The 24,692-nt window shown below is 65.9% G+C and carries 17 protein-coding genes and 1 tRNA gene; 8 read left to right on the top strand and 10 right to left on the bottom strand.

Annotated elements, in window-relative coordinates:
* Positions 1 to 35: 35 nt before the first annotated feature.
* A complete protein-coding gene (locus EWH10_RS09715; protein WP_044662321.1) occupies positions 36 to 1,073 on the bottom strand; it encodes a lytic murein transglycosylase in 1,038 nt (345 codons plus the stop codon).
* Positions 1,074 to 1,314: 241 nt separating this feature from the next.
* Here EWH10_RS09715 and EWH10_RS09710 point away from each other — a divergent pair.
* The 3 genes from EWH10_RS09710 to EWH10_RS09700 all read left to right on the top strand — a co-directional run bounded on the left by EWH10_RS09710 (position 1,315) and on the right by EWH10_RS09700 (position 2,442).
* Positions 1,315 to 1,404: transfer RNA gene (locus tag EWH10_RS09710), tRNA-Ser, on the top strand.
* 73 nt (positions 1,405 to 1,477) lie between these two features.
* Positions 1,478 to 1,678: a hypothetical protein gene (locus EWH10_RS09705; RefSeq protein ID WP_044662320.1), complete on the top strand. Its 201-nt coding sequence runs from the start codon at positions 1,478 to 1,480 to the stop codon at positions 1,676 to 1,678.
* Positions 1,679 to 2,016: 338 nt separating this feature from the next.
* The gene (locus EWH10_RS09700; protein ID WP_044662319.1) at positions 2,017 to 2,442 is read left to right on the top strand and encodes a DUF983 domain-containing protein; all 426 of its coding nucleotides are present in this window, start codon (positions 2,017 to 2,019) and stop codon (positions 2,440 to 2,442) included.
* Between the two features lie 222 nt (positions 2,443 to 2,664).
* On the opposite strand, the gene secA is transcribed toward EWH10_RS09700, so the two are convergent.
* Positions 2,665 to 5,394: a preprotein translocase subunit SecA gene (secA, locus tag EWH10_RS09695; protein WP_044662318.1), complete on the bottom strand. Its 2,730-nt coding sequence runs from the start codon at positions 5,392 to 5,394 to the stop codon at positions 2,665 to 2,667.
* A 238-nt stretch (positions 5,395 to 5,632) separates the two neighbouring features.
* Between secA and EWH10_RS09690 the strand changes: the two genes are divergently transcribed.
* Genes EWH10_RS09690 through EWH10_RS09675 form a run of 4 tightly spaced genes read left to right on the top strand, consistent with a single transcriptional unit; the run spans position 5,633 to position 9,844 of the window.
* Positions 5,633 to 7,144 (top strand): ArnT family glycosyltransferase, encoded by a 1,512-nt coding sequence (locus EWH10_RS09690; RefSeq protein ID WP_065846827.1) that lies wholly within the window; start codon positions 5,633 to 5,635, stop codon positions 7,142 to 7,144.
* Positions 7,145 to 7,174: 30 nt separating this feature from the next.
* Entirely contained in the window at positions 7,175 to 8,401 is a 1,227-nt protein-coding gene (argJ, locus tag EWH10_RS09685) for a bifunctional glutamate N-acetyltransferase/amino-acid acetyltransferase ArgJ (protein ID WP_044662316.1), read from the top strand.
* A gap of 16 nt (positions 8,402 to 8,417) precedes the next feature.
* The gene (locus EWH10_RS09680) at positions 8,418 to 9,215 is read left to right on the top strand and encodes an inositol monophosphatase family protein (RefSeq protein WP_044662315.1); all 798 of its coding nucleotides are present in this window, start codon (positions 8,418 to 8,420) and stop codon (positions 9,213 to 9,215) included.
* Positions 9,216 to 9,232: 17 nt separating this feature from the next.
* Positions 9,233 to 9,844 (top strand): glutathione S-transferase family protein, encoded by a 612-nt coding sequence (locus EWH10_RS09675; RefSeq protein WP_044662314.1) that lies wholly within the window; start codon positions 9,233 to 9,235, stop codon positions 9,842 to 9,844.
* Between the two features lie 45 nt (positions 9,845 to 9,889).
* Here the strand turns inward: EWH10_RS09675 and trxA are convergent, their stop codons facing one another.
* From trxA to ettA, 8 genes are all read right to left on the bottom strand, one after another.
* Entirely contained in the window at positions 9,890 to 10,210 is a 321-nt protein-coding gene (gene trxA, locus EWH10_RS09670) for a thioredoxin TrxA (RefSeq protein ID WP_044662313.1), read from the bottom strand.
* Positions 10,211 to 10,239: 29 nt separating this feature from the next.
* A complete protein-coding gene (addA, locus tag EWH10_RS09665; protein ID WP_065846829.1) occupies positions 10,240 to 13,683 on the bottom strand; it encodes a double-strand break repair helicase AddA in 3,444 nt (1,147 codons plus the stop codon).
* A complete protein-coding gene (gene addB / locus EWH10_RS09660; protein WP_044662311.1) occupies positions 13,664 to 16,639 on the bottom strand; it encodes a double-strand break repair protein AddB in 2,976 nt (991 codons plus the stop codon). The genes addA and addB overlap by 20 nt, the downstream gene beginning before the upstream one ends.
* Positions 16,632 to 17,342 (bottom strand): nucleotidyltransferase family protein, encoded by a 711-nt coding sequence (locus EWH10_RS09655; RefSeq protein ID WP_025548951.1) that lies wholly within the window; start codon positions 17,340 to 17,342, stop codon positions 16,632 to 16,634. The genes addB and EWH10_RS09655 overlap by 8 nt, the downstream gene beginning before the upstream one ends.
* Positions 17,339 to 18,325 carry an aminoglycoside phosphotransferase family protein gene (locus EWH10_RS09650; RefSeq protein WP_044662310.1) on the bottom strand — a complete coding sequence of 329 codons (987 nt, stop codon included), beginning with the start codon at positions 18,323 to 18,325 and terminating at the stop codon, positions 17,339 to 17,341. The genes EWH10_RS09655 and EWH10_RS09650 overlap by 4 nt, the downstream gene beginning before the upstream one ends.
* Positions 18,322 to 18,780 carry a tRNA (adenosine(37)-N6)-threonylcarbamoyltransferase complex ATPase subunit type 1 TsaE gene (gene tsaE, locus EWH10_RS09645; RefSeq protein ID WP_044662309.1) on the bottom strand — a complete coding sequence of 153 codons (459 nt, stop codon included), beginning with the start codon at positions 18,778 to 18,780 and terminating at the stop codon, positions 18,322 to 18,324. Before tsaE ends, EWH10_RS09650 begins: the two co-directional genes overlap by 4 nt.
* Positions 18,773 to 21,118 (bottom strand): sensor histidine kinase, encoded by a 2,346-nt coding sequence (locus EWH10_RS09640; protein WP_130029973.1) that lies wholly within the window; start codon positions 21,116 to 21,118, stop codon positions 18,773 to 18,775. Before EWH10_RS09640 ends, tsaE begins: the two co-directional genes overlap by 8 nt.
* A 374-nt stretch (positions 21,119 to 21,492) precedes the next feature.
* Positions 21,493 to 23,178 carry an energy-dependent translational throttle protein EttA gene (gene ettA, locus EWH10_RS09635; protein ID WP_025551543.1) on the bottom strand — a complete coding sequence of 562 codons (1,686 nt, stop codon included), beginning with the start codon at positions 23,176 to 23,178 and terminating at the stop codon, positions 21,493 to 21,495.
* 102 nt (positions 23,179 to 23,280) lie between these two features.
* On the opposite strand from ettA, the gene EWH10_RS09630 reads away from it, so the two are divergent.
* Positions 23,281 to 24,657, top strand: a complete 1,377-nt coding sequence (locus EWH10_RS09630; RefSeq protein ID WP_044662306.1) for a M28 family peptidase — start codon at positions 23,281 to 23,283, stop codon at positions 24,655 to 24,657.
* The last annotated feature ends 35 nt before the right edge of the window (positions 24,658 to 24,692 follow it).

The following is a 24,692-nucleotide window of genomic DNA, read 5'->3' as shown; positions in this document are numbered from 1 at the left end:
TTCATTAGCCATGGCAGGACCAATAGCAAAGCGCTCTATTGCTTCACCGCGTCGGCGAGCAGGCCGACCGACAATGCGTAGAAATTCGAACAATTATAGTCGAGGATCGCCCGGTAGTTGCTGGTGAGCAGATAAGCCGTCTTGCCCGGCCCATCGGGTTCCAGCAGCGTCGCCATCACCCGGTCGGCGGGCCAGCCGCCCCCGCTGGGCACGATCCCCATGCGCCGCCATTCGGCCATGCTGAGCCAGCGGCTGTGGCGGTTGAACACGCGCGGGCAGCGGGCGGGGCTGGTGCGGGCGGCAAGGCCGGAGCGGTCGAGGCCGGCGGGCACGGACACCGCAATGCCCCACGGCTGGCCGCGCCGCCATCCGGCATGGACGAAATAATTGGCGATGGAGGCGAGCGCATCGGCTTCGCTGTTCCAGATGTCGACCCGTCCGTCGCCGTCGCCGTCCTTGCCCAACCGCAAATAGACGCTGGGCAGGAACTGGGGATAACCGGTCGCGCCCGCCCAACTGCCCACCAGGCGGCTGCGCGGCACGCCATTGTCCAGCATCTTGAGCGTCGCCAGCAGTTCCGGTTCGAACAATGTCCGGCGGCGCCCCTCATAGGAAAGGGTCGCGAGTGAGCGGATCAGGTCGAAATCGCCGGTATAGGCGCCGTAATTTGTCTCATGGCCGTAAATGGCGACCATGACCTCCTCCGGCACGCCGGTCTCCGCCTCGATCCGGGCGAGCCGGGCGCGGTTGGCGAGATAGGCGGTGCGGCCCCGGCCGATGCGCGCCGCGTCGACATGCTGGCGGCGATATGGCTCGAAATTGGGAATGGGGGCGTAGGCGCCGCCGCCAGGCTGGTTCTGGTCGAGCTGAACCACGCGGGGATTGGGGGTCAGGCCCGGGAAAACGCTGTCCAGCGTCGTATCCCGGATGCCCATGGTCCGCGCCTTCGGGCGGAGCGATTCCAGATAGGCGCGAAAGGCGACATCCTCCTGCGCGTTGACGCTGTCCGCCGTCAGACCGCCCGCCATGACGGCGGCGAGCCCCAGCAACAGCGACATGATCGACGAACGCATTGAAGAATCTCCTTAAGCCCTTTTGTTGCACAGGGATGGCGTGGCGTGAATCCCCTTAATGGCGCACGGCGCCATTCGGGCGATGAAACCGCCTTCCCGCCATTTTTACGCTTGGCAAGGCCGCCGGGTTCGCTAGAGCGGGTTTCGATCTGACTGAATCGGATCGTTGCGCTGTTTTCCGCGATTTCCCGACCAGCGACCGGTTCGATCGGCTGGAAATCGCTCCCGGAAGCGTGGCGACGGACAGGTGGCCGAGTGGTTTAAGGCAGCGGTCTTGAAAACCGCCGTGGGTTCACGCTCACCGTGGGTTCGAATCCCACCCTGTCCGCCATCCAATTTGATCCCCGTTAAAGCGCGGCGGTTTTCTTCATGCTAGAAGCGGTCGACAATCATCGGAGGTGACGATGTCTGCCGATAGCGATGCGCGCTACATGTTCCGGCGCGCAAGAGAAGAAGCCGCGAAAGCCGATGCTGCCGAAAGGCGCCGCGCTTCGTCGCAGGAGGTTGCGGTCCATCGCGAACTTGCGCTGCGCTACAAGGTCAGGGCGCTTGCCATGTCCTGTCCCGATCAGGTCCTTCATGATGCGATGGAGCGGGAGCCCTGATCGGCTTCATGCTCATTATCCGTGGTCTATCGGCCATCAGGCTGCGGGAACTTTTGTCGTCGCAATGAATTGCAAATAAAAAAGCGCTCCCGGGCAAGGGAAAGCCGGGAGCGCGATTTGTTTGCTGTCGGGCATCCAAATCCTCCCCGGATTAGCAGGTGCAGATGTTCTTGGCAATCTACCCAAAGGTAGAGTGTCGCTTTCCGTAGCGTCAATTCGGTGAGCGGGGGCAGGCTGCCCTGGGGCAAAAAGCCCAATTGAAAATCCGCAGGATATGACGACATTTCTGCGACAGGCAGAATGGCATGACGATGAGCGACACGGACAGGATATCAACGATGCAACCGGCGGCGGAAATGGAAGGTCGCTGGAAGCGGCTTTCTCCAATGGAGACCGGCCCCTTCGGCCGTTGTCCCCGATGCGGCGAGGGACATATCTTCCGCGGCTTCCTTACGGTGCGCGATCATTGCGAGATTTGCGGGCTGAATTATGATTTTGCCGATCCGGCGGACGGGCCGGCCGTATTCGTGCAGCTATTCGCCTGCGTTCCGGGCGTGGTCTTCATCATCATGCTGGAGATTTTGGCGCGGCCGGGCCTTTGGGTGCATCTGGCCGTCGGCGTCCCGGTGCTGATCCTGACGACAGTGCTTCCGTTGCGACCGATCAAGGGTTGGCTGATCGCCGCGCAATATGTGAACAAGGCGCAGGAAGCGGGTACAGCCCAATTATGGGCGAAACTGCATGGGGACGGGGCCGGCGATTAGGCTGTATCGGCATTCAGCCATATCGCGCGATTGCCCCAGCGTTATTCCCTTCGTCCTGCTGAAGCCGGTTCAGCATGCCCATTGTTGAAACGACGGGCTTGTTCCGGAGCGCGCTGCGTCAAATCGGGCGCCGGTCGCGCCGCTCCGGGCTTCCTGTTGTCGCATTCTTCCAAGCAGAAAGCCGCCATTTGCCGCCCGCCATGGGCTGAATGCCCACACAGCCTAGCTGAGCGCGCCGTGGCAATGCTTGTATTTCTGGCCCGAGCCGCAGGGGCATGGCGCATTGCGGCTGATGTCCAGATTGGCGAACTCCCCGCCCTGTCCGCCTACCGGCGGACGCGGCAGGGTGGTCGTGATTCCGCTGATCTGCCCGCCGTCGATGTCGCCGCTATTATCCTCGCCCGAAAAGGGGTCGATATGGGTGGTGATGAAGTCGGGCAGCACCGGCAGGTCGAATTCCGGCAGCGGCTCCTCCATGCGGAACTGGACGCGCGCGATGGAGCCGGTCACATCCTCGCGGATATTGCCCAGCATGCGTTCGAACAGGGCAAAGGCTTCCTGCTTATATTCGTTGATCGGAGTCTTTTGCGCATAAGCGCGCAGATGGACGACCTGGCGGAGCGCGTCGAGGGTCGACAGATGCTCCTTCCAGTGATGGTCGAGGCTCTGGAGCAGGATCGACTTCTCGATCATGTGCCAGTTTTCTGGATCGAGTTCCTTGACCTTGTCGGCCACTGCCTCGTCGGCCAGGGCCCTCAGCCGTTCCTCGATCATTTCCGGATCGACATGGTCCTCAGCCAGCCAGCCGTCGAAATCGGGTTCCAGGTTCAGCACTTCGGCCGTGCGGGCCTTCAGCCGCTCCATGTCCCACTGTTCGGGGTAGGTGCCCGGCGGGCAGGACGCGCCGACCAGATCGTTGACCGTCTCATGCCGCATGTCGGTGACGACATCGTCCACCGTCTCCGCGTCCATGATGTCGCTGCGCTGCTCGTAAATGACCTTGCGCTGGTCGTTCATGACGTCGTCATATTCGACGACCTGCTTGCGGATGTCGTAGTTGCGCGCCTCGACCTTCTTCTGCGCGGTCTCGATCGCCTTGCTGAGCCATTTCGAGGGCGGCAGCGCCTCCCCATCCTCCAGGTTGGAGCGGATCATCTTCGCGAACATCGTGTCTGGGCCGAAGATGCGCATCAGGTCGTCGTCGAGGCTCAGATAAAAGCGCGACAGGCCGGGGTCGCCCTGACGGCCTGAGCGGCCGCGAAGCTGATTGTCGATGCGGCGGCTTTCATGGCGTTCCGTACCCAGCACGAACAGGCCGCCGGCGGCGAGCACTTCCTGCTTCTCCGCCTCGATCTCAGCGTCGATGCGGGCGATGGCGGCTTCGCGTTCCGGGCCTTCCGGCATGTCCCGTAGCTCGTCCTCGACGCGGAATTCCAGGTTGCCGCCCAGCTTGATGTCGGTGCCGCGCCCCGCCATGTTGGTGGCGATGGTGACGGCGCCCTTGCGGCCCGCCTGCGCCACGATATGCGCTTCGCTCTCATGGAAGCGGGCATTGAGGACGGCGTGCTTCACCCCCTCCTGCGTCAGGAATTCGGACAGCATTTCCGACTTTTCGATCGACACGGTGCCGACGAGGACCGGCTGGCCCTGCTCCGCATGGACCTTGATGGTCTTGGCGATGCCGCGGAACTTGTCCTCCAGATTCTTGTAGAAGCTGTCTTCCTCATCGACACGCTGCACCGGCCGGTTGGTCGGGATGGTGACGACGTTCATCTTGTAGATTTCGTAGAATTCGGTCGCTTCGGTCGCGGCCGTGCCCGTCATGCCGCCCAGCTTGGGGTACATGCGGAAATAATTCTGGAAGGTGATGGAGGCGAGCGTCTGGTTCTCCGGCTCGATATTCACGCCTTCCTTGGCTTCCACCGCCTGGTGCAGGCCGTCCGACCAGCGGCGGCCGTCCATCATGCGGCCGGTGAATTCATCGATGATGATGACCTTGCCGTCCTTGACGATGTAATCGATGTCGCGGCGGAACATGACGTTCGCGCGCAGCGCCTGGTTGACGTGATGGACGACGGCGGTGTTCTCGAAATCATAGAGGTTGGCGCCTTGCAGCAGCCCGGCCTCCTCCAGCATGCGCTCGATCTTCTCGGTGCCGTCCTCCGTCAGGGTGACGGTGCGCTGCTTCTCGTCCTTCTCATAGTCGCTGTCGTCCAGCCGCTTCACGATGGCGTCGACGGCGACATAGAGTTCCGACTTGTCGTCGGTGGGGCCGGAGATGATCAGCGGCGTGCGCGCTTCGTCGATCAGGATCGAGTCCACCTCGTCGACGATGGCGAAGTTGAACGGCCGCTGCACCATCGATGCGCGGTCATATTTCATGTTGTCGCGCAGATAGTCGAAGCCGAGTTCGTTGTTCGTCGCATAGGTGATGTCGGCGTTATAGGCCTCGCGCCGCTGGTCTTCCGACAGGTTCGGCACGATGACGCCCGTGGTAAGGCCCAGGAAGCGATAGACCTGCCCCATCCATTCGCAGTCGCGGCTGGCCAGATAGTCGTTCACCGTGACGACGTGGACGCCCTTGCCCTCCAGCGCGTTCAGATAGGTGGCGAGCGTCGCGACCAGCGTCTTGCCCTCACCCGTGCGCATTTCCGCGATCTCGCCGCGATGAAGCACGATGCCGCCCACCATCTGCACGTCATAATGGCGCTGGCCCAGCGTCCGCCTGGCGGCCTCGCGCACCGTGGCGAAAGCTTCGGGCAGCAGGTCGTCCAGCGTCTCGCCCTGCGCCAGCCGTTCCCGGAACCGCAGGGTCTGCGCCGTCAGTTCCTCGTCCGTCATGGCCGAGATGGTGGGTTCGAAAGAGGCGATCTGTTCGACGGTCTTGCCCAGCGACTTCACGTAGCGGTCGTTGGAGGAGCCGAAAATAGACTTGGCGAGTGCGCCGAACATGCAAGTTCCTGACAAAAGGGGACGCGCACGCCTTTGGGGCGATGCACGCGGACATGCGCGGCGATTTAGGGCGCGCACGGGCGTTAGTCAATCAGAGCGGGTATGTCGCGAGGGCGTAATAATGAGCGATCAAGCGGATTTTTCCGTGCCGGACATGGGCGGAAGCAGGATATGGGCGGATCGCGGCGTCCAGTGACGGCGCCGGTGCCGAAGCCTGAGGAATGAGAGCGATTTGACGATGATCCCTAGCCCTGCCCGCGTGGAACCGCGCGGCGCGACCTTGCCTGTGGCGGCGACGGCCGCGGCTTTACTGTGGTTCGGGATCACGGCGCTTGCGACGCCGTTCGATCATGACGAGAGCCAATATATAGCAGGCGCATGGTTCAGCTCGCACCTGCTGATCTATCGCGACTTCCTGTACCTGCAACCGCCGCTTCATGCCTGGCTGTTCGCGCCCCTGGCCCTCGGTTTCCCGGGCAGGATGCTGGTCGCCATGCGGCTTGCCACGGCAGCCTGCGCCCTGATCACGCTGCTGCTGCTCCATTTCGCGCAACGGCGCGCGGGCATATCGCGCGCCAGCGCGGCCCTTGCGACTGCCTTCATCGCCGCGACCGCCGCCTTTCAATTCACCGCGAGCGTGACCCGCAACGACATGCTGCCCACCATGCTGGCCACATTGGCGATGCTTCTTTCGGTGATTGCGCTGCAAGCCGGTGGGCGACGCCATTGGTTCGGAGCGGGGCTGTTCTTCGGGCTGGCCGTCGCCGCCAAGCTCAATTTCATCCCATTGGGGGCGGCGATCGGCGGCTTTGCATTGCTGGCCCGTCCGCGCCATGCCGCCTGGCTGGCCCTTGGCGCGCTGGCGGGGCTTGCGCCCATGCTCGTCGCCTGCGCCCTTGCGCCGGCCGCCTTTTTCTATGGAGTCGTCACCTTTGCGGCAAGCGGCCCCTTTGCCTGGTATGCAGCCAATGGCGCGGGCGACGAACTGTCATGGGGCGAGAAGTTCGGGGATCTCGCCAAATATCTTTGGCGGGGGCCGGCGCTGCTCAGCCTGGCAGCCATCATCGCCCATGGATGGGCAAGTCGCGGCCGGGCCGGTCCGCCCGAAAGGCGCCTTGCCTGTTGGATGATCGGCGGCGGACTGATCGGGGCCGCGCTGCCGACGCCGTCCCAGCTTCAATATGTGATGCCGTTGCTGCCGCCGCTGGGCCTGGCGCTCGGCTTCATGCTGGACGACGCACGGGCCTGGCCCCGTCGCGCCCGTCCGGTCCTGATCGCATCGCTCTGCCTGTCCGCCGTGCCGGGGCTGCTGCCGGCGACCCGCCATGTCATCGCCATGGCGGGTCATGGATCGCCGATATTGGCGGCGAGCGACCATGCGCGCTGGGCCGGCGCGCAGGTGCGCAGGCTGACCGGCGACGACGAGATCGTCACCCTTTCGCCCCAGCAACTGGTCGACAGCGGGCTCAACATCGACCGGCGGTTCGCGCCGGGCCCCTTCGTGTACCGGACGGGATGGACGATGGAGGGCGCGGAAGCCCGGCGCATCCATGCCATGATACCGGCGACCCTGGCCGATCTGGACCGCGATCCGCCCGAGGCGATCCTGGTCGGATATGAAATGGGGACTCGCAAACTGCCGCTGCGGCCCGACGACAGCCTGATCGCCTATGCGAAGCGGCGCGCCTACCGGATGCTGGCCATGCCGGACGGCGTCGGAAAGCTCTATATCCGCCCATCTCGCCGTTGACGGGCGGGCATATTGCGCTAAGCGACGGGCATGACTGAACGCTCCCCCCTCGCCCCCGCCGCTTTCCCCGACCTTCCGCCCGTTGCAGGCGTCACGGCTCGCGTATCGCGCGCGCGATACAAGAATTGGGATCGCTGCGACCTCACCTATGTGGAACTGAGCGAAGGCACGGCGGTCGCGGGCGTCACGACGCAGAGCAAATGCCCTTCCCCGGAAGTCGAATGGTGCCGGGACGCCATTCCGCTCGGTTCCGCACGGGCTCTGGTGGTGAATGCCGGCAATGCCAATGCCTTCACCGGGCACCGGGGCCGCGCGGCGGTGGAGGCGATTGCCGCCAAGGTCGCGAACCATCTGGACTGCCAGCCGTCGGACGTCTTCATCTCCTCCACAGGGGTGATCGGCGTTCCGCTGCCGGTGGACAAGGCAGAGGCGGGGCTGGAAGCCGCCTTTGCCGCCGCGCCCTGCGGCTGGGAGGATGCGGCGACCACCATCGGCACGACCGACACCTATGCCAAGGGCGCCCGCGCCTCCGCCATGATCGGCGGCACGCGGGTCGAGCTTGTCGGGATCATCAAGGGGTCCGGCATGATCGCGCCGGACATGGCGACGATGCTGGGCTATATCTTCACCGACGCGGCCATCGATCCCAAGCTGTTGCAGCAGATGCTGTCCGCCGCCAACCGGACGAGCTTTTCCTGCATCACCGTCGACAGCGACACCTCCACCAGCGATACGGTGCTGGCCTTCGCCACCGGCAAGGCGGGCAATGCGCCGCTCGCCTCCATGGAGGATGCCGGGGCGGACGCCTTCGCGGCGGCCTTGGACGATCTCTGCCGCCAGCTTGCGCATCTGGTGGTGCGCGACGGGGAAGGCGCGACGAAATTCGTCGAGATCGCCGTCGAGGGCGCGGAAAGCGACGCCAGCGCGCATCGCATCGCCCTTTCCATCGCCAACTCGCCGCTGGTGAAGACCGCCATTGCGGGCGAGGACGCCAATTGGGGCCGCGTGGTCATGGCGATCGGCAAGGCGGGAGAGCCTGCGGATCGCGACAGGCTTTCCATCCGTTTCGGCGCGACCCAGGTGGCGTCGGGCGGTCTGGCGGTCGAGGGCTATGACGAGGCGCCGGTGGCCGCGCATCTCAAGGGGCAGGACATAGCGATCGGCGTCGATCTGGGGCTGGGCGACGGCCGGGCGACGGTTTGGACCTGCGACCTGACCCATGGCTATATTTCGATCAACGCGGATTATCGCAGTTGAGAAAAGGACGGCCCTGATGCCGACGGAATTGCATGAACCGGTCGTAGCGCTGATGCGCCAGGTGGGGCGGGACGTTGTCATGCCGCGCTACCGCAACCTCGCCAGTCATGAGATCAGCGAGAAGGCGGCCGACGATTTCGTCACCATCGCGGACAGGGAAAGCGAAATCCGGCTGGCGGAAGGATTGGCGGCGATCCTGCCGGAAGCCGGCATCATCGGGGAGGAAGCCTGCGCCGCCGACCCCGCCATATTGGACCGTGCCGGCGAAGGGCTGAACTGGATCATCGACCCGATCGACGGGACCGGGAATTTCGCCGCCGGAAGGCCGCCCTTCGGCATCATGGTCGCGCTGGCGGACGCAGGAACGATCCTGGCCGGGTGGATATTGGACCCACTGACCGGACGCCTGTGCCACGCCATATTGGGCGCCGGCAGCCATATCGACGGGGAGCAGGTCTATGCGCGGGAGAGCGGCGAACCGCTGCCGATCGCGGCGCTTGCCGTCTATTTCATGACGGAGGAGGAGCGCGCCGACGTCAGACGCCGGTCGGAGGCCATTTTCCGGCTGGTGGATATTCCCCGCTGCGCCGCCGAGCAATATCCGCGCCTGGTGCTGGGACAGAATGACCTGTCGGTCTTTGCCCGCACCCTGCCCTGGGATCATGCGGCGGGAACGCTGTTCGTGAACGAAGCGGGCGGCCTGTGCCAGCGGCTGGACGGATCGCCTTATGTCGTGGGCGATTTGCGGCGCGGGCTGCTGGGGGCTTCATCCCCGCGCCTCTGGGATCTGGCGGCGGACCGGTTGTTCCGCTGAAGAAGGGAAGGATGGGCATGCTGACGATCTGGGGACGCCTGAACTCGCATAATGTGAAGAAGGTCGCCTGGTTCGCCGGTGAAATCGGCCTGCCCTATGTCCGGCACGATGTCGGCGGCCAGTTCGGGATGAGCGACGCCTATGTCGCGATGAACCCCAACCGGCTGGTCCCGACGATCCAGGACGGCGACATGGTGCTGTGGGAATCCAATGCGATCCTGCGCTATCTGGCGGCACGCCATGCCCCGGAAGGCATGTGGCCCACCGATCCGGCGATACGGGCCCAGGGCGACAAATGGATGGACTGGCAGTTCAGCTTTGCCGATGCGCAGCGAGGCGCCTTCCTGAACCTCGTCCGCAGGAAAGTGGAAGATCGCGACATGGAGGCAGTGGCTGAGTCGGCGCGGCAATCGGGAGAGGCGATGCTGATCCTCGACCGCGCCCTGGCTGGGCAGCGCTGGCTGTCGGGCGAAAGCTTCGGCGTCGCGGACGTGCCGATGGGCGTCTATGCGCACAGCTTCTTCACGCTGGACATGGAACGGCCGGACGTGCCCCATGTGCGGGACTGGTATGACAGGCTGCGCGAAAGACCCGCCTATGCCGGGACGGTCATGATCCCGCTGACTTGAGGCAAAATGCCCCTGCCTTTGCAGGGGCACCTTGCGGGAAGGCTATCAAAGAACGCTTTCGATCCAGCCCTTGAGCGCGCTCTTGGGCGCGGCGCCGACCTTGGTGGCGGCGGCTTCACCATTTTTGAAGAGGATCATCGTCGGAATGCCGCGCACGCCATAGCGGCCGGGCGCATCGGGATTCTCATCGATATTGATCTTCGCGATGGTGACCTTGTCAGCCAGCTCGTCCGAAATCTCTTCCAGCGCGGGGCCGATCATCTTGCACGGACCGCACCATTCCGCCCAGAAATCGACGAGCACGGGCTTGTCCGCGTTGATGACGTCCTGCTGGAAGCTGAGGTCGGTGACTGCCTTGGTAGCCATTTTGGGTATCTCCTTCGGTTGCCGGATATTTAGGATGGCGACGCATCCGCCTCAACGGTCGGAAGCGGCAAATTCTCCTGCGCGGGCGGAAAGCCGGGCTTGTGCCGCTCCAACAGTTCCGGCGGCAGGGTGATCAGCCTCGGCGCGGATGTGTAGAGCAGGCCGGCCTCTATCCTGCGGCCCGGAAAGATCACCTGGAGCGCGGCTGCATAGGCGGCCATCTGCCGCACATGGGCCAATGGCACCTCCTCCACCACCAGCGGCGATATGCGGCCGGTCTTGAAATCAACCAGTTGCACCACATCGTCACCGATGCGCAGCCGGTCGACCGTGCCGGCGATCACCGCCTCGCCCACCACGGCGGCGATGGGCGCTTCGGCCAGCGCATCGGGGCCGAACAGCGGGGCAAATCGCGGGTCTTCGATCACTCGCAATGCCTGTTCCATGACGTCATGCCGCCGCGCCGGATCGCCAAGGCCCTGTTGCGCCAGCCAGTTGTCGGCGCGGGAGCGGCGGGCATCCGGCGGCACATCGGCCAGCCTTTCGAACAGCCGGTGCAGCCAGCGCCCGCGTTCGGCCGCGTCCCGCATCGCGGGGGTCGGCGGCGGATAGGGCACATCGTCCTCCACCGCAGCGGAGGGCGCCAGAGGACGCGGAGGGCGCGCCTCGGCAGGGGCGCGGCGGCGGAGCCAATCCGGTTCGTCATGCGCCGTCCGGTTTTCCGCAACAGCCGTCTCCAGGGGTCTGGCGGGCAGGATTTCGCTTCCGCGCCAGCTCCGCCGCGCGCCCCAGAGCGGATCGGCCTCCCATTCCGCGTCCAGCGAAATGAGCGCCGCTTCAACGGCGGCATACCAGCTTTCGGGCTTGACCTCGCCCCTGGCGCGGGGACCGAGCGAGCCGGCGACGACCAGCCTTTCCTCCGCCCGGGTGAGGGCGACATAGAGCAGGCGCCAATGTTCGGCGCGCTCGACGGCGCTGGCCTCCTCGGCCACCTGGCCGATTGCCCCCTGCCTCTCCCCCTTGCGCGGCGCGATGATCGGCAAGCCGTTCCACTCCAGCGAATCGGCGCGATTGCCTGCGTCCGGATCGAGGCATGCGTCGGCCAGGATGACGATGGGCGCCTGCAGTCCCTTCGCCCCGTGCACCGTCAGCAGGCGGAGCGAGTCGCCCTGCGCGGCGGCATCGCGCACGATCTCCACCTCGCCCCTGTCGAACCAGTCGATGAAGCGCTGGAGCGAGGGATGATCGTCATTCTCGAAGGCGAGCGCGGCGTTCAGCAATTCCTCTATCGGATCGGCCGCTTCCGACCCCAGACGCTCGATCAGGCGGCGGCGGCCATCCATCGGGCCGGACAATATCGCCTCCAGATAACGATAGGGGGTGGTGAAGTCCGCCTGCGCCAGCAACTGCCGCAAGGGGTGCAGCAGTGCGTCGTCCAACGTCGCTGTCAGATGCTGCCACAACCCCAAGCGGCGGCCGATGAGGCGGGTCATCAGTTCATCCTGCGTCCAGCCGATCAGCGGCGACACCAGCAGCGCTGCCAGGTTCAGGTCATCCTCCGGCTGCACGGCGAAACGCAGTGCCGCGAGCAGGTCGCGCACGGCGAGCGGCGCGTTCAGGCGCAGGCGGTCGATGCCCGCCACAGCCACCTTCTCCTCATAGAGGCGCGCGACGATCAGCCGCGCCAGTTCGGACCGGCGGCGGACCAGGATCATGATGTCGCCCGCCGTCACGGGGCGGCCCCGGCTCTCCAGCATCAGCCCGTCATCGATCCACTGCCTGATCTGGCGCGCGATGCTCTGGGCCAGCACCCGCTCCTGATCGGCGGCCCAATCCTCCTCCCCCTCCGCATCGTCGGACAGGCCGGCGATGACGGGTTTCCAGAGCAGCACTTCTCCCGGAAAGCGGTTGGCGCTGATGTGCCGGACTTCGCCCGGCTCCAGGCCGAAGCGTTCGGCACGCAGGGTCGCTATGGTGCGGTCGACCACATCCAGCACGGCCGGCGTCGAGCGGAAGCTGTGCTGAAGCGAGAGGTCGTGGAATATATGGCTTGCGTCCTCCGCATGGCGTTGGAAGACGATCTGCGCGGCGCGGAAGGCTTCGGGGCTCGTCCCCTGAAATCCGAAGATCGCCTGCTTGAAGTCGCCCACCGTGAAGATGGTGCGCACCCTGTCGCCCTTGGCGCCCTCGCCCGCGAAGAACTCCGCCGCCAGCGCGCCGACGATCTGCCATTGGCTGACATTGGTATCCTGCGCCTCGTCCACCAATATATGGTCGATTTGCTGGTCGAGCTTGTAGCGAATCCAGTCGGCAATGCCCGGCTGGGACAGAAGTTGCGCCGTATTGGCGATCAGGTCGTCGAAATCCACGGCTCCTGCAAGGCGCTTGGCTTCCGCATAGGCCCGCGCATAGACGCGGCCGGCATGCAAAGCCCTGGCGAGCAGGGCGGCATAGGCTGCGCGGGTCCGAAGGCCCAGCAGCCCGGAACAGCATTCGTGCATCCGCGCAATCGCATCGCCATAGCCGTCCACCGAAGGCGCCCAGCCCCGGGCGGTCGAGATCGGCTCGCCGTCCGCCTTTGCCCAGACCGCGTGGAGATCGGCCAGCGCAGCGGCCCGCCCCGCTGGATCGAGAGCCCGCCAGCGCGCGATCCTGTCGCAGCGTTCCAGCGCCCGTCCAGTGCCCCAGTCCGCATTGGCCTGCGCGATCCAGATGAGCGTGCGCATATCGAACAGCTCGTCCGCGCATCGTTCGGCAATATGCGCGTCGATGTCGCCTTCTGGCAGGTCCAGTTCCCGCAGCAGCCAGGGCGCGATGTCCTCCGGCAAGGCGTCCAGCGCGTCCAGCCGGGCCGCGCAGCGCAGCAGGAAATTCTCGGCCCCGCCCTCCCCCAGGCGCAGGCTCAGCGCCTGCAACGCCTCCATCAGGGCCTCGTCCCCCTGCTCCTGCGCGACCACCACCATGTCGGCCAGCGTCTGCCGCGCCAGCGTCGCCTGCTCGCGCTGGTCGAGCGGACGGAAACCGGGGGGCAGGCCGGCCTCCAAAGGGAAGGCCGTCAGCAACTGCTGGCAGAAGCCGTGGATCGTCTGGATGCGCAGCCCGCCGCCGGTTGATTCCAGCACCTCGGCAAAAAGGCGGCGGGCGCGGTCGCGGGCTTCCGGTCCGGACTCCTCGCCCAGCGCATCCAGATCGTGGAAAAGGTCGGCCTCGTCCATCAGCACCCAGGCGGCGAGTCGATCGTGCACGCGATCCGCCATTTCCGCCGCACCCGCCTTGGTGAAGGTGAGGCAGAGGATATTTTCCGGCCGCACCCCCTGAAGCAGCAGGCGGAAGACGCGGGCGGTCAGCACATGGGTCTTGCCCGTGCCCGCCGATGCGGACAGCCACACATGCGCATCGGGCGCGGCGGCCTGCGCCTGCGCGCCCGCCAGCGGTTGCAGAGCGTTGTGCTTTCTAGCCATCGTCCCGGCCATACCATTCCTCCAGCCGCATGAGCTGGTCATAATCGCCATAATTGGCGACTTCCGGGTTCACCTGCGCATCGAAGGGCGCCGATCCGTTGAGCCAGGCGGCGGCGATTTCCTCGAACTGCGCATGAACCTGGGAGGTGAAGTCGGCGGTGACGATCTTATCCCGCTTGCCCAGCGGGTCGACGGGGCTTTCGCGATAGCCGAATGCGTCGCCCTTCTTCGCGAGCGACCAATATTCGAAACTGCCCGCCACGGGTGCGGAATCGGTGCCGGGGAAGCCGCCATGCTCCGCGATCAGGCCCAGCAGGCCGAGTTGCAGCGCATAGCCCGCCTTCACCTGCCGCGCGCTGGGCGGCTTGCCGGTCTTGTAGTCGACTATGCCCAGCCTCCCGTCCGGCAGCAGGTCGATGCGGTCGGCCTTCCCGGTCAGCGTCACCCCGGCAATCTCCGCCCGGCCTTCCGTTTCCACCGAAAGGATCTTCCGCCCGGCGGCAAGATCGCTCGCCACCTCCGCCGCGATCCATCGTATCGCTTCGATAAGGCGCGGTTGCCAGAGCGCCTTGAGCAAGGGATGGACGTCCGGCCGGTCGAACATCGCCCGCGCACGCGCTTCCAGATCGGCCAGATCGCCGTCGCCCTCCTCCGCCCATCGCTGGAGGATCTCATGCACGGCCGTGCCGCGCCAGGCGGGTCCGGCATCGGCGTCCACCGGCTCGAGCCGCGCCAGTCGCAGGATGCGCTTGGCATAGAAGGCGTAGGGATCGGCCTTCAGCCGGTCGACGTCAGTGACCGGAATGACCTTCGGACGCACTGACGAAGGCGGCGCCGGCGCGGGGCGTCGGGCGGGCCTGTGCTCCTCCGCATGGTCGATCGCCTGCGCCAGAGCGGCATAGCGGTCGGCGCTCTTCCATTGCGGCCCCGCCATAGCCTTCAGCCGCAGCCAGAAGCGGGAGGCGACCGCCGGACCGCCAGCCCCGCGCCGGGCGCGCGTGATCAGCACCTGCGGCGCGCCAAGGGCGCTGGCGAAATCATGGGCGGCAAGGCCGATGCGGCTTTCCAGGCCGGGCAGCCCGATCTCCCGCCGGATGCGCGGGGCGAGCCATGGATCGGGCGCGGGCAGGCCCGGCCATGTGCCCTCGTTGAGGCCGCCCAATATCATGAGGTCGGTCTGCACCAGCCGGGCTTCGATCAGGCCGAGAATGCTGATCCGGGGGTGGCCGCCCTGCGGCGGGCGAACCGAAAGGCCGCCCAGAAGATGGTCGAACAGGGCAGGCAGCGCGCGTATGTCGGCCTGACGCGGCCCTTCGCTCGCCGCCTCCTCCATCTCCGCGAAAAGGTCTGCGGCGGCATGACCCTGATGCCCGGCCCAGACCGCATCATGGGAGAGACGGCCGGCATGTTCCCGGATGGCCGCCAACTGCCCGGCAAGGTCCGGCGCAGCCATGAAGGCCTGCTCCAGCGGTTCCAGCAGCGCGCGGGCTTCGCCCCACCACTGCCGCGTGCGGGCGCGCAAGGCGCTTTGCCGGTCTTCGCCCTCCCGTTCGGCCAGCAACAGGTCGATCCCATGGATGCCCGCCCGCGGCCTTGGTCCGCGCAGCAACAGGTCGAGCCCGCGCACGCCCTCCAGCCAGGCAAGCCGCCCTTCCCCCCGCATGACGAGCGGATGCTTGAGCAGGGTCAGCAGCGCGACGGGGGCAAAGCGCTCCGCCAGCGCCTCGGCCATGGCGATCAGCAGCGTTCCGGGCGGCAGGCGCGACAGCGGCTGACCCGCCGAATCGTCCGCCTCCATGCCCCAGCGGCGCAGGTGCGCGGACACGCGGGTCGCCAATTGCCGGTCAGGCGTCACCAGCGCGGCGGTGCGGCCCGGCGTCTCGACCGCTTCGCGCAGGGCGATGGCGATCGCCTGCGCCTCTTCGCCCGGCGTCGCGACTTCCAGCGCCTCCACCCCGGCGAGCGAACGGTCTGCGGTCCTGAGGTCGCGCCAGCGGCTCGTCAGGCGCGGCGGCAGCATGGCGTTGGAGATGTTGCGCCCCCGGACGGCGCGGGCGTCATGCTCGCTGCCCCAGCGCCAGAGCGCCACATCGTCGCGCGTGACGCTCATCCGGTCGAGCAGGCGTTTCAGGGCATATTGGGGATGGGTCTCATGCCCCGCAGGTGCGCGGCCGGTCAGAGGGTCGGCATCGAAGGGGCCGATGGCATCCCAGGCATCGCCGTCCATCTCCTGATCCAGACCGGCAAAGACCACCGCCCCCTGCGGCAGCATCGCGATCCGCCGGAGCAGCATGGCCACTGCCGGCGCCGTGGTGGACATGCCCGCCGCGATGACGAAACCCTCCGGCGGCGCCTTGGTCCAGCGCGCCGTCATGCGGTCCAGCAGGCGATTGCGGCGGTCCGCGAGGTCGATGCACCCCAGCCGCGCCAGCTCCTGCGGCCATTGCGCCAGCAACAGGCCGAACAGCCTTAGCGAGGTCTGCCAATGCTGCGACAGATCGTCCGACAGGCTGAGTTCCGCCAGCGCGCGCATGGGAACGCGCTCCACCTGCATCTGGTCGAGGACCGCGCCCAGCGCCTGGGCGAGCTTCAACGCCTGGCCCGCATCGACGGGGTGCGCCGATGCCTGTTGCACCATGCGCGCCAGGATCATCTGGCGGCGCATCGGCGCGATGGCGGGCGCTATGGGGTCATCCTCCCCCAACGGATCGAGCGCGCCGCCCACCTGTTCGCCCAGATCGGGATCGCCCAGCGCGACGAGGCGCGGCAACAGCAGGCCACCGCCCGACTTGCGGACGAAGGCATCGCTGACCGACCGGATGGCGCGGTTGTTGGGCAGCAGGATCATGCCCTGCGCCAGCCGCATCGGATCATCGCCATGCCGGGCGAGGATGCCCGTTACCAGCGCGTCGGAAAAGGCGCGGTGCGCGGGTATGTTGAACAGCGCCGGGCGGGTGCGTTCACCCATGGGCCAACATCGACTCCACGACCGGAATGGCCTGCGGCGTGCCGACATCGAACCAAAGCCCCTGATGCGAGACGCCGTAGAGACGACCCGTTTCTATCGCCCGGTTCCAGAAGACATTGGTGGAAAAGACATCCGACGGCGGATCGACCAGCAGCGCGGGCGACATGATCTGGACGCCGGTGAAGACGAACGGCGCGACATGGGCGGTCTTGCGCCGTGTCAGCCGTCCGTTCGCGTCCATGTGAAAATCGCCCGGCCCCCGGTGGCAATGGGCGCGTGCGAGCGGCACCAGCAGCAGCAGCGCGTCCATCCGGTCCGGGTTCCAGATCCTGCGCATCATCCCCAGCGTTTCCTGCGGGCCATCGATCCACAGATTGTCGCTATTGGCGCAGAAGAAGGGCGCGTCGCCCAACTGCTCCCTGGCGTGGATCAGCCCGCCGCCCGTTTCCAGCAGCTTCCTGCGTTCGTCCGAAATCGCGATCTGCATGCCTTCATTATGCGCGGCCAGATGCGCCTCGACCGTATCCGCCAGATAGTGGACATTGACGACCACCTTCCGGATGCCGCCAGCCGCCAGCCGGTCCAGCGCATGGTCCATCAGCGGCTTGCCGGCCACCTTGACCAGCGGCTTGGGGCGGGTGGCCGTCAACGGCCGCATGCGCTTGCCCAGTCCAGCCGCCATCAGCATCGCGGTGTCGATCATGCCGGGGCGTAATCCTCTAGCGCGTGGTGCCGCTTCCCGGCAGGGATATTGGCCGCGAACCATGCCGCCACGGGCCCCAGCGCCGGGTGGGCGAGGTCGCGTTCCAGCAAGTCCCACATGCGGGGCAGATAGGAGAGGTAACGCGGCTTTCCGTCGCGCTTCCACAGGCGGGTGAAGATGCCGATGATCTTCGCGTTGCGCTGCGCGCCCAGCACGGCATAGGCGGCGTCGAAGTCAGCCGGGGGATGGGCGATGGCGCGATAATGGTCGAGCATCGCCGCCTCCAGCGCGGGCGGCACGTCCCGGCGCGCATCCTGCAGCAGCGAGACGAGGTCATAGGCCGGATGCCCCGCCAGCGCATCCTGGAAGTCGAGCAGGCCCAGGCCATGCGACGCCGCCCGGTCGATCAGCATGATATTTTCCGCATGATAATCGCGCAGCACCGTGACGACCGGGCTGGACGACCGCTCGACCATCGGCAGCACGGCGTCCCATGCCGCGACATAGCCCGCCTCATCCACCGGCAGGCCAATGGCGGGACAATACCATTCGGTCAGCAATCCCGCTTCCCGCTGATAGACGGCGCGGTCATAGGGCGGCACGTCGGCCGCCGGCAGGCGATGCAGCGCCGCCAGCAGGTCCACGGCGCGGCGATAGACATCCCGTTCGGCTTCGGGCTGCTCCTCGACATGCTCCTTGACGCGCAGATCGCCGAAATCCTCGATCAGGACCAGCCCTTCCTCCAGGTCGCGCGCCAATATCCGGGGCGCGGCAAAGCCATTCTCCGTCAGATGCTCAGCAATGGCGATAAAGGGCCTCGGGTCCTCATGCGGCGGGGGCGCGTCCATCAGCACGGCGCGGCGAGGCCCGTCGATCACCCGGAAATAACGCCGGAAGGATGCATCGCCGGCGAGCGGCACGATGGCGGCCTGCCCCCACCCCGCCTGCGCGAGAAAGGCGGGAGCGGCGGCGGGCGGGATCATATCTGTGACCATCGCTCCGTCCAAGCGTCCGGCACGTCCGCTGTCAAGCGCCGAGCGCCGTCGGGTTCCATCGCGATGTGGAAGCGCAGGGCATCGGGCCATGCGCCCTCGCCCATCCGGTCGGGCCATTCGACGATCAGCAGGCTGTCCGTCAGATAGTCGTCGAGCGCCAGTTCCCCAGCCTCTTCAGGCCCGTCGAGCCGGTAGAGATCGACATGGGCGACGGGCAGCTTCACATCGGGAATGTCATAGGGCTGGACGATGGCGAAGCTGGGGCTTGGCGCTTCCTCCTCAAGCCCCAGTCCTTCCAATATCCCACGGGCAAGCGTCGTCTTGCCCGCGCCCAGCCCGCCTTCCAGCGCAATGACGTCGCCGATGCGGGCCAGCGCGGCCAGCCGATGCCCGAATGCCAGCATGTCTGCCTCCCCGGCCAGCACGATCTCATCCTCAGCCACGGGGCAGCTCGATCACGACCATGGTCCCCTGCCCCGGCTCCGACACCAGTTCCAGCGTCCCGCCATGCGCCTGCGCCAATTGTCTGGCGAGTGGCAGGCCGATGCCTGCCTTGCTGCCGTTGCGCGCCTGCTCGGTCCGGGAAGACGCGTCGAAGATCGTCGCCTGTCGCCTGGCGCTGATGCCCGGGCCATTGTCCGATACGACGAGGCGGGCGAAGTCGCTCGTCCCATCGCCGTGCAGCAGCACCCGGCCGCCCCGGTTGCAATAGCGCACGGCATTTTCCAGCAGATGATCCAGCGCCTGACCGATCCGCCGCTTGTCGCCCTGCACCGTGCCAAGGCTCGATTGGAGCGACATGGCAAGGTCGATCCCCTTGCCCGTCGCGTCCGCCTTGATCCGCGCCACGGCGTCCCGCGCTTCCGCCGCCAGATCGACATCTGCCTTTTCGATGGGCAGCATCCCCGCCTCGCCCTGCGTCAGGTCCAGCACATTGTCGATCAGCATGGAAAGGCGGTTGGTGCTTTGCAGGATGCCGTCGACATATTCCCGGGCGGAAGTGCTCAGTTCGCCCGCATAGCCCGCGCTCATCATCTCCGCGAAACCGGCGATGGTGGTGAGCGGCGTGCGCAGTTCGTAGCTCATATTGGTGACGAAGGCGGTCTTCACCTTGTCGGCCTGCTCCAGCGCGTCGTTGCGGTCGCGCAGCACCTGTTCCACGCGGCGGCTGTCAGTGACGTCGAGCATGGTGAACAGCGCATTGCCGTCGGGCAGCGGGATCGCCGCGAATTCGAAGATGCGTCCGTCCGCAAAGCCGACATGGCCGACGCGCTGCTTGCGCTCCACCGTGGCGGCGCGCACCAGTTCGCGGACGAGGTTCGCCTGCTGCGGCTTGGCGAGGCGCGACTGGACGGCGCGCATCAGTTCGTCGATCCGGGGATGCCTGGCCAGCAAATCCTCCGGCACGTCCCAGATCGACCGGAAACGGCTGTTCCAAAGGTGCAGGCGTCCGTCCGAGGAAAAGACGCCGATCGATTCGAACAGATTGTCGAAGGTCGCGGTACGGACGCGGAGCAGGGTGTCGCGGGCGCTGGACAACTGGACCTGCTCCGTCCGGTCCTCGAAGATCAGCAGCAACCCGCCGTCGGGCAGCGGCTGCGCATAGACGCGCAAATGGGTGCCGTCGGCCAGCAGCCAATTTTCCTCCCGCGGGTCGGGCGAGAGGAACCAGTCGCGCCGTTCCGCGCGCCACGCCGGAAAATCCCTGTTCTCGGGCAATCTGCGTGCTTCACGCATCTGGTCCAGAACCCGCTCGAACGGCGGATTGTCGGCCAGCCGCTCCTGATCCAGCCCGAACAGGCTCATGAAGGGCTGGTTCCAGAAGCGCAGCGCCCGGTCCGACCCGAAACGCGCCACGCCGGCGGACAGGCGATCCAGCAGGTCGCGCTGCGCCGCCTCCAGCCGCCGATGTTCGACGCGCGCCTGTTCCAGCTCATTCTGGTCCATGGCGAAACCGGCGACGCCTGCCCCGCCGAGGGGAACATCGACCACGCGCATGGTCCGCCTCTCGCCGTCGATGGTCGCGGGAACCATGCGCTCCACCGGCGCGCCGTCGGCAAGGGTCTGCGCGGCGGCCGCCTGCGGCGTCAATCCGCCGACCGTCTCGACCAGTTCGGTGCCGTTGGCGATGACCTCTCGAGCGTTCTCTCCGTCCACAGCACGGACATAGGCCGTGTTGACCAGGCTGAGCCGCATGTCCGCCGTGCGGTGCCACATGGGAAAGGGCGCCGCTTCCACCAGGCATGCCAGCGCTTCCAGCGCTTCCCGAAGCTGTTCCACCCTGCCCTTCAGGGTCTGGATTTCCGACTGGCTGTCGGTCGCGTCGAATATCCAGAGGACAACGCCGCCGCTTTCGGCCAGCACCGGCCCTGCGGGCGCGCCGCGAACCAGCAGCAGGCGAGACGAATCGACGCCCCGCACCGGCAGCGCGAAGCTGCGCCCCGCGCGCTGGGCCGCCTCGATCTCCCGAGCCAGCGCGGCGGCATCATCGGGTTCCAGGCCGCCGTCGGGCGCGGTCAGTTCGGACACGAAAGTCGGCACCCGATCCTTGCCCAGCCATTTGGCGAGGCGGTCTGCCGCCTCCAGCCGCCCGTCGGGATGAATGACGATGGGCGCGGCCGGCGCGGAGGCGAGCAGGACCGACAGCCGGTCGAGCTTTCCCTGCGCCTGCATGCCTTCGCGGCGCCGGCGCTGGCCGCTCGACAGCGCCCAGACCGCCGCACCGAGCCAGAGGGCCAGGACGACGCCCAGTATCACGGCAGCAAGAGGGGTCAACGCCATTAAACCTGCTTCGCCCTCATCGCCGAATGTCTGCCCCCGTCCTTGGTTCTGAGGGGACTAACCCAAGTCAGATGCAGGGTGAAGCACCGAGATGGAAAGAATCATGCTTTGCGGTGAAATCATTGTCGGGGAACATCGCGGAAGGGATCGCGGCGGTGTCGGAAGATCGCCCACATGGGTGAGCAGGCGCCAACAAGGCGCTTTACACCAAAAAAAAGGCCGATCCCGAAGGACCGGCCTGAAAGTTTTAGGAGAGGATGCCTGAAAGGCCCCTCCTATGTGCAGTGCAGCACGTCATTTTGCAAGTGCGAAAAACATGCCCATCGTTGCAATGATTGCAATCCCTTGGGCATTTTCGCGCTGCATCGCCGGGCTCAGCGCGTCAGCTTCTTGTAGGCAAGCCGCGTCGGACGATCCGCCGCATCGCCCAGACGGCGCCGCTTGTCCTCCTCATACATTTCGAAATTGCCCTCGAACCATTCGACATGACTGTCGCCTTCGAACGCCAGAATGTGAGTCGCCAGACGGTCGAGGAAGAAGCGGTCGTGGCTGATGACCACCGCGCATCCCGCGAAATTCTCGATCGCCTCTTCCAGCGCCGCCAACGTTTCGACGTCGAGGTCGTTGGTCGGTTCGTCGAGCAGCAGCACGTTGCCGCCCTTCTTCAGCATCTTGGCGATGTGCACGCGGTTGCGCTCACCGCCGGACAGCTTGCCGACATTTTTCTGCTGGTCCTGCCCCTTGAAGTTGAAGGCGCCCACATAGGCGCGCGTCGACATGTCGTGGCCGTTGACCTTCACATAATCGAGGCCGTCGGAAACCTCTTCCCACACATTCTTCGACGGGTCGAGATGGTCGCGGCTCTGGTCGACATAGCCGAGGCGGACCGTCGAACCGATGTCGATCTCACCCGAATCAGGCTGCTCCTGCCCGGTGATGATCTTGAAAAGGGTCGACTTGCCCGCGCCGTTCGGCCCGATCACGCCGACGATGCCGCCCGGCGGCAGCATGAATGAGAGATTCTCGAACAGCAGCTTGTCGCCATAGGCCTTTGAGATATTCTTCGCCTCGATCACCTTGCCGCCCAGACGCTCGGGCACCTGGATGACGATCTGCGCCTTGCCGGGGGTACGGTTCTCCTGGCTGGCGACCAGTTCCTCGAACTTCTTGATGCGCGCCTTGGACTTGGTCTGGCGGCCCTTCGTGCCGGCCCTGATCCATTCCAGCTCGTCGTTGATCGCCTTCTGACGCCCGGTCGCCTCGCGGTCTTCCTGCTCCAGACGCTTGGACTTCTTCTCCAGATAGGTGGAGTAGTTGCCCTCGTAGGGGAAATATTTCCCGCGATCGAGTTCGAGAATCCAGCCCACCACATTGTCGAGGAAGTAGCGGTCGTGGGTGATCATCAGCACCGCGCCCGCATATTCCTTCAGGTGGTTTTCCAGCCATTCGACGCTCTCGGCATCCAGATGGTTGGTCGGTTCGTCTAGCAGCAGGATGTCCGGCTTCTGGATCAGCAGGCGGGTGAGCGCGATGCGGCGCTTCTCACCGCCCGACAGGCTGTCGACCGGCCAGTCCGAAGGCGGGCAGCGCAGCGCTTCCATCGCGATCTCAAGCTGGTTGTCGAGCGTCCAGCCGTCCACGGCGTCAATCTGCTCCTGCAACGTGCCCATTTCCTCCATCAGCGCGTCGAAATCGACGTCCTCCGGCGGATCGGCCATGATCATGCTGATCTCGTTGAAGCGGTCCAGCTTGTCCGCGATCTCCCGCGCGCCGTCCTTGACGTTTTCCAAGACCGTCTTGTTCGGGTCGAGCTGAGGCTCCTGCGGCAGGTAGCCGACCGAGATATTCTCGCCCGGCCATGCCTCGCCGCTGAAATCCGTGTCGATGCCGGCCATGATCTTCATCAGGGTCGACTTGCCCGCGCCGTTGGGGCCGACGATGCCGATCTTCGCGCCGCGATAGAATTGCAGGTTGATCTGGTTGAGCACCGGCTTGGCGGCGCCGGGAAAGCTCTTGGTCATGCTCTTCATGACGAAGGCGTATTGGGAGGAGGCGGACATGGCTTGAAGCAGCTCCGAAAGGACAATCGTTGGAAATTGGCGCCGGGTTAGCGGAGGCGGAACGCGTTGGCAAATGGGGGATGTCCCGCTAAGCCTTGATCCATGCAGAAAATCCGATCGGGCACGCTTGCCGCCCTTTTCCTCGGCAGCATATCCACCCCTGTCCTTCCTCTTGCCGCGGCGCCGGCCGGGCTGGAGGCGATTCGCGCGTCGGCCCTGACGGACGAGGTCGCGATGGACTTCACCGAAGGCCTGACCACCGAGGTCGGACCCCGCCCCGCCGGCACCCCACAGGAAGCACGGGCCCGCGATTGGGCCGTGGCGAAGCTCAAGGGCCTTGGCTTCTCCAACGTCCGGGCCGAACCCTACACCATGCCCGTATGGCTGCGTGGCCATGACGAGGCCCGCGTGATCGCCCCCTTCCCGCAGACCCTGGTTCTCGCCGCCCTCGGCAACAGCGCCTCCACCCCAGACAAAGGGATCGAGGGAGAGGTCGTCTATTTCCCCACGCTGGCCGATCTGGAGGCCGCGCCCGAAGGCAGCCTGAAGGGCAGGATCGCCTTTGTCAGCCATGCCATGCACGCGACGCAGGACGGCAGTTCCTATGGCTATTTCGGCGCGACCCGCCGCCAGGGTCCCAGCATCGCCTCTAAAAAGGGCGCCATAGCCATCCTGATCCGCTCGATCGGCACCGACAATCATCGCCAGCCCCATACAGGCGTTCAGATGTGGGCGGATGGCGTGAAACCCATTCCCGCCGCCGCGCTCAGCGTGCCCGATGCCGAACAGCTTGTCCGGATTGTCTCCCGCGGGCAGCCGGTGCGGCTTCACCTCACGCTCAGTTCGAAGATGCTGAAGGACCAGCCCTCGGGCAATGTCCTGGCCGAAATCCCCGGCAGCGATCCCAAGGCGGGCGTGGTCGTCGCCGCATGCCATCTCGATAGCTGGGATCAGGGCACGGGGGCGATAGACGATGGCGCAGGCTGCGGCATCGTGGCCGCTGCGGCGCTTCAGGCGGCCAAGGCCGGGCCGCTCCGCCGCACCATCCGCGTGCTGATGGCCGGTGCGGAGGAAGTGGGCGGCAATGGCGGCCGCGCCTATTACGACGCCCATGGCAAGGAAGCACATGCCATGGCGATGGAATCGGACTTCGGGGCAGATCGCGTCTGGCGGGCGGATTTCAAGCTGCCGCAAGGCCATGATGCGCTTGCCCGCCGGGTCGTGGCCGGGCTGGCGCCGCTCGGCATCGGGGCCAGCCGATTGCCCGCGGGCGGAGGTTCCGACATCGAACCGCTGGTGAAGGCCGGCGTTCCGGTGATCGATCTCCAGCAGGACGGCACCCGGTATTTCGACATTCATCACACGCCGGACGACACGCTGGACAAGATCGATCCCACGCAGCTTCGCCAGAATGTCGCCGCCTGGGCAGTTGCACTTTTCGAAATCGCAAATGCGCCGGAATCGCTAGGCGTTAACTGAACTTTTATTGTAGACAACACCCTGTCGCGTGATTC

Origin of the sequence: Sphingobium fuliginis (assembly GCF_004152845.1) — a bacterium.
Taxonomy (GTDB): Bacteria; Pseudomonadota; Alphaproteobacteria; order Sphingomonadales; family Sphingomonadaceae; genus Sphingobium; species Sphingobium fuliginis.
The sequence above is the reverse complement of the archived record's forward strand: the minus strand, read 5'-3'. Positions and strand labels throughout refer to the sequence as shown.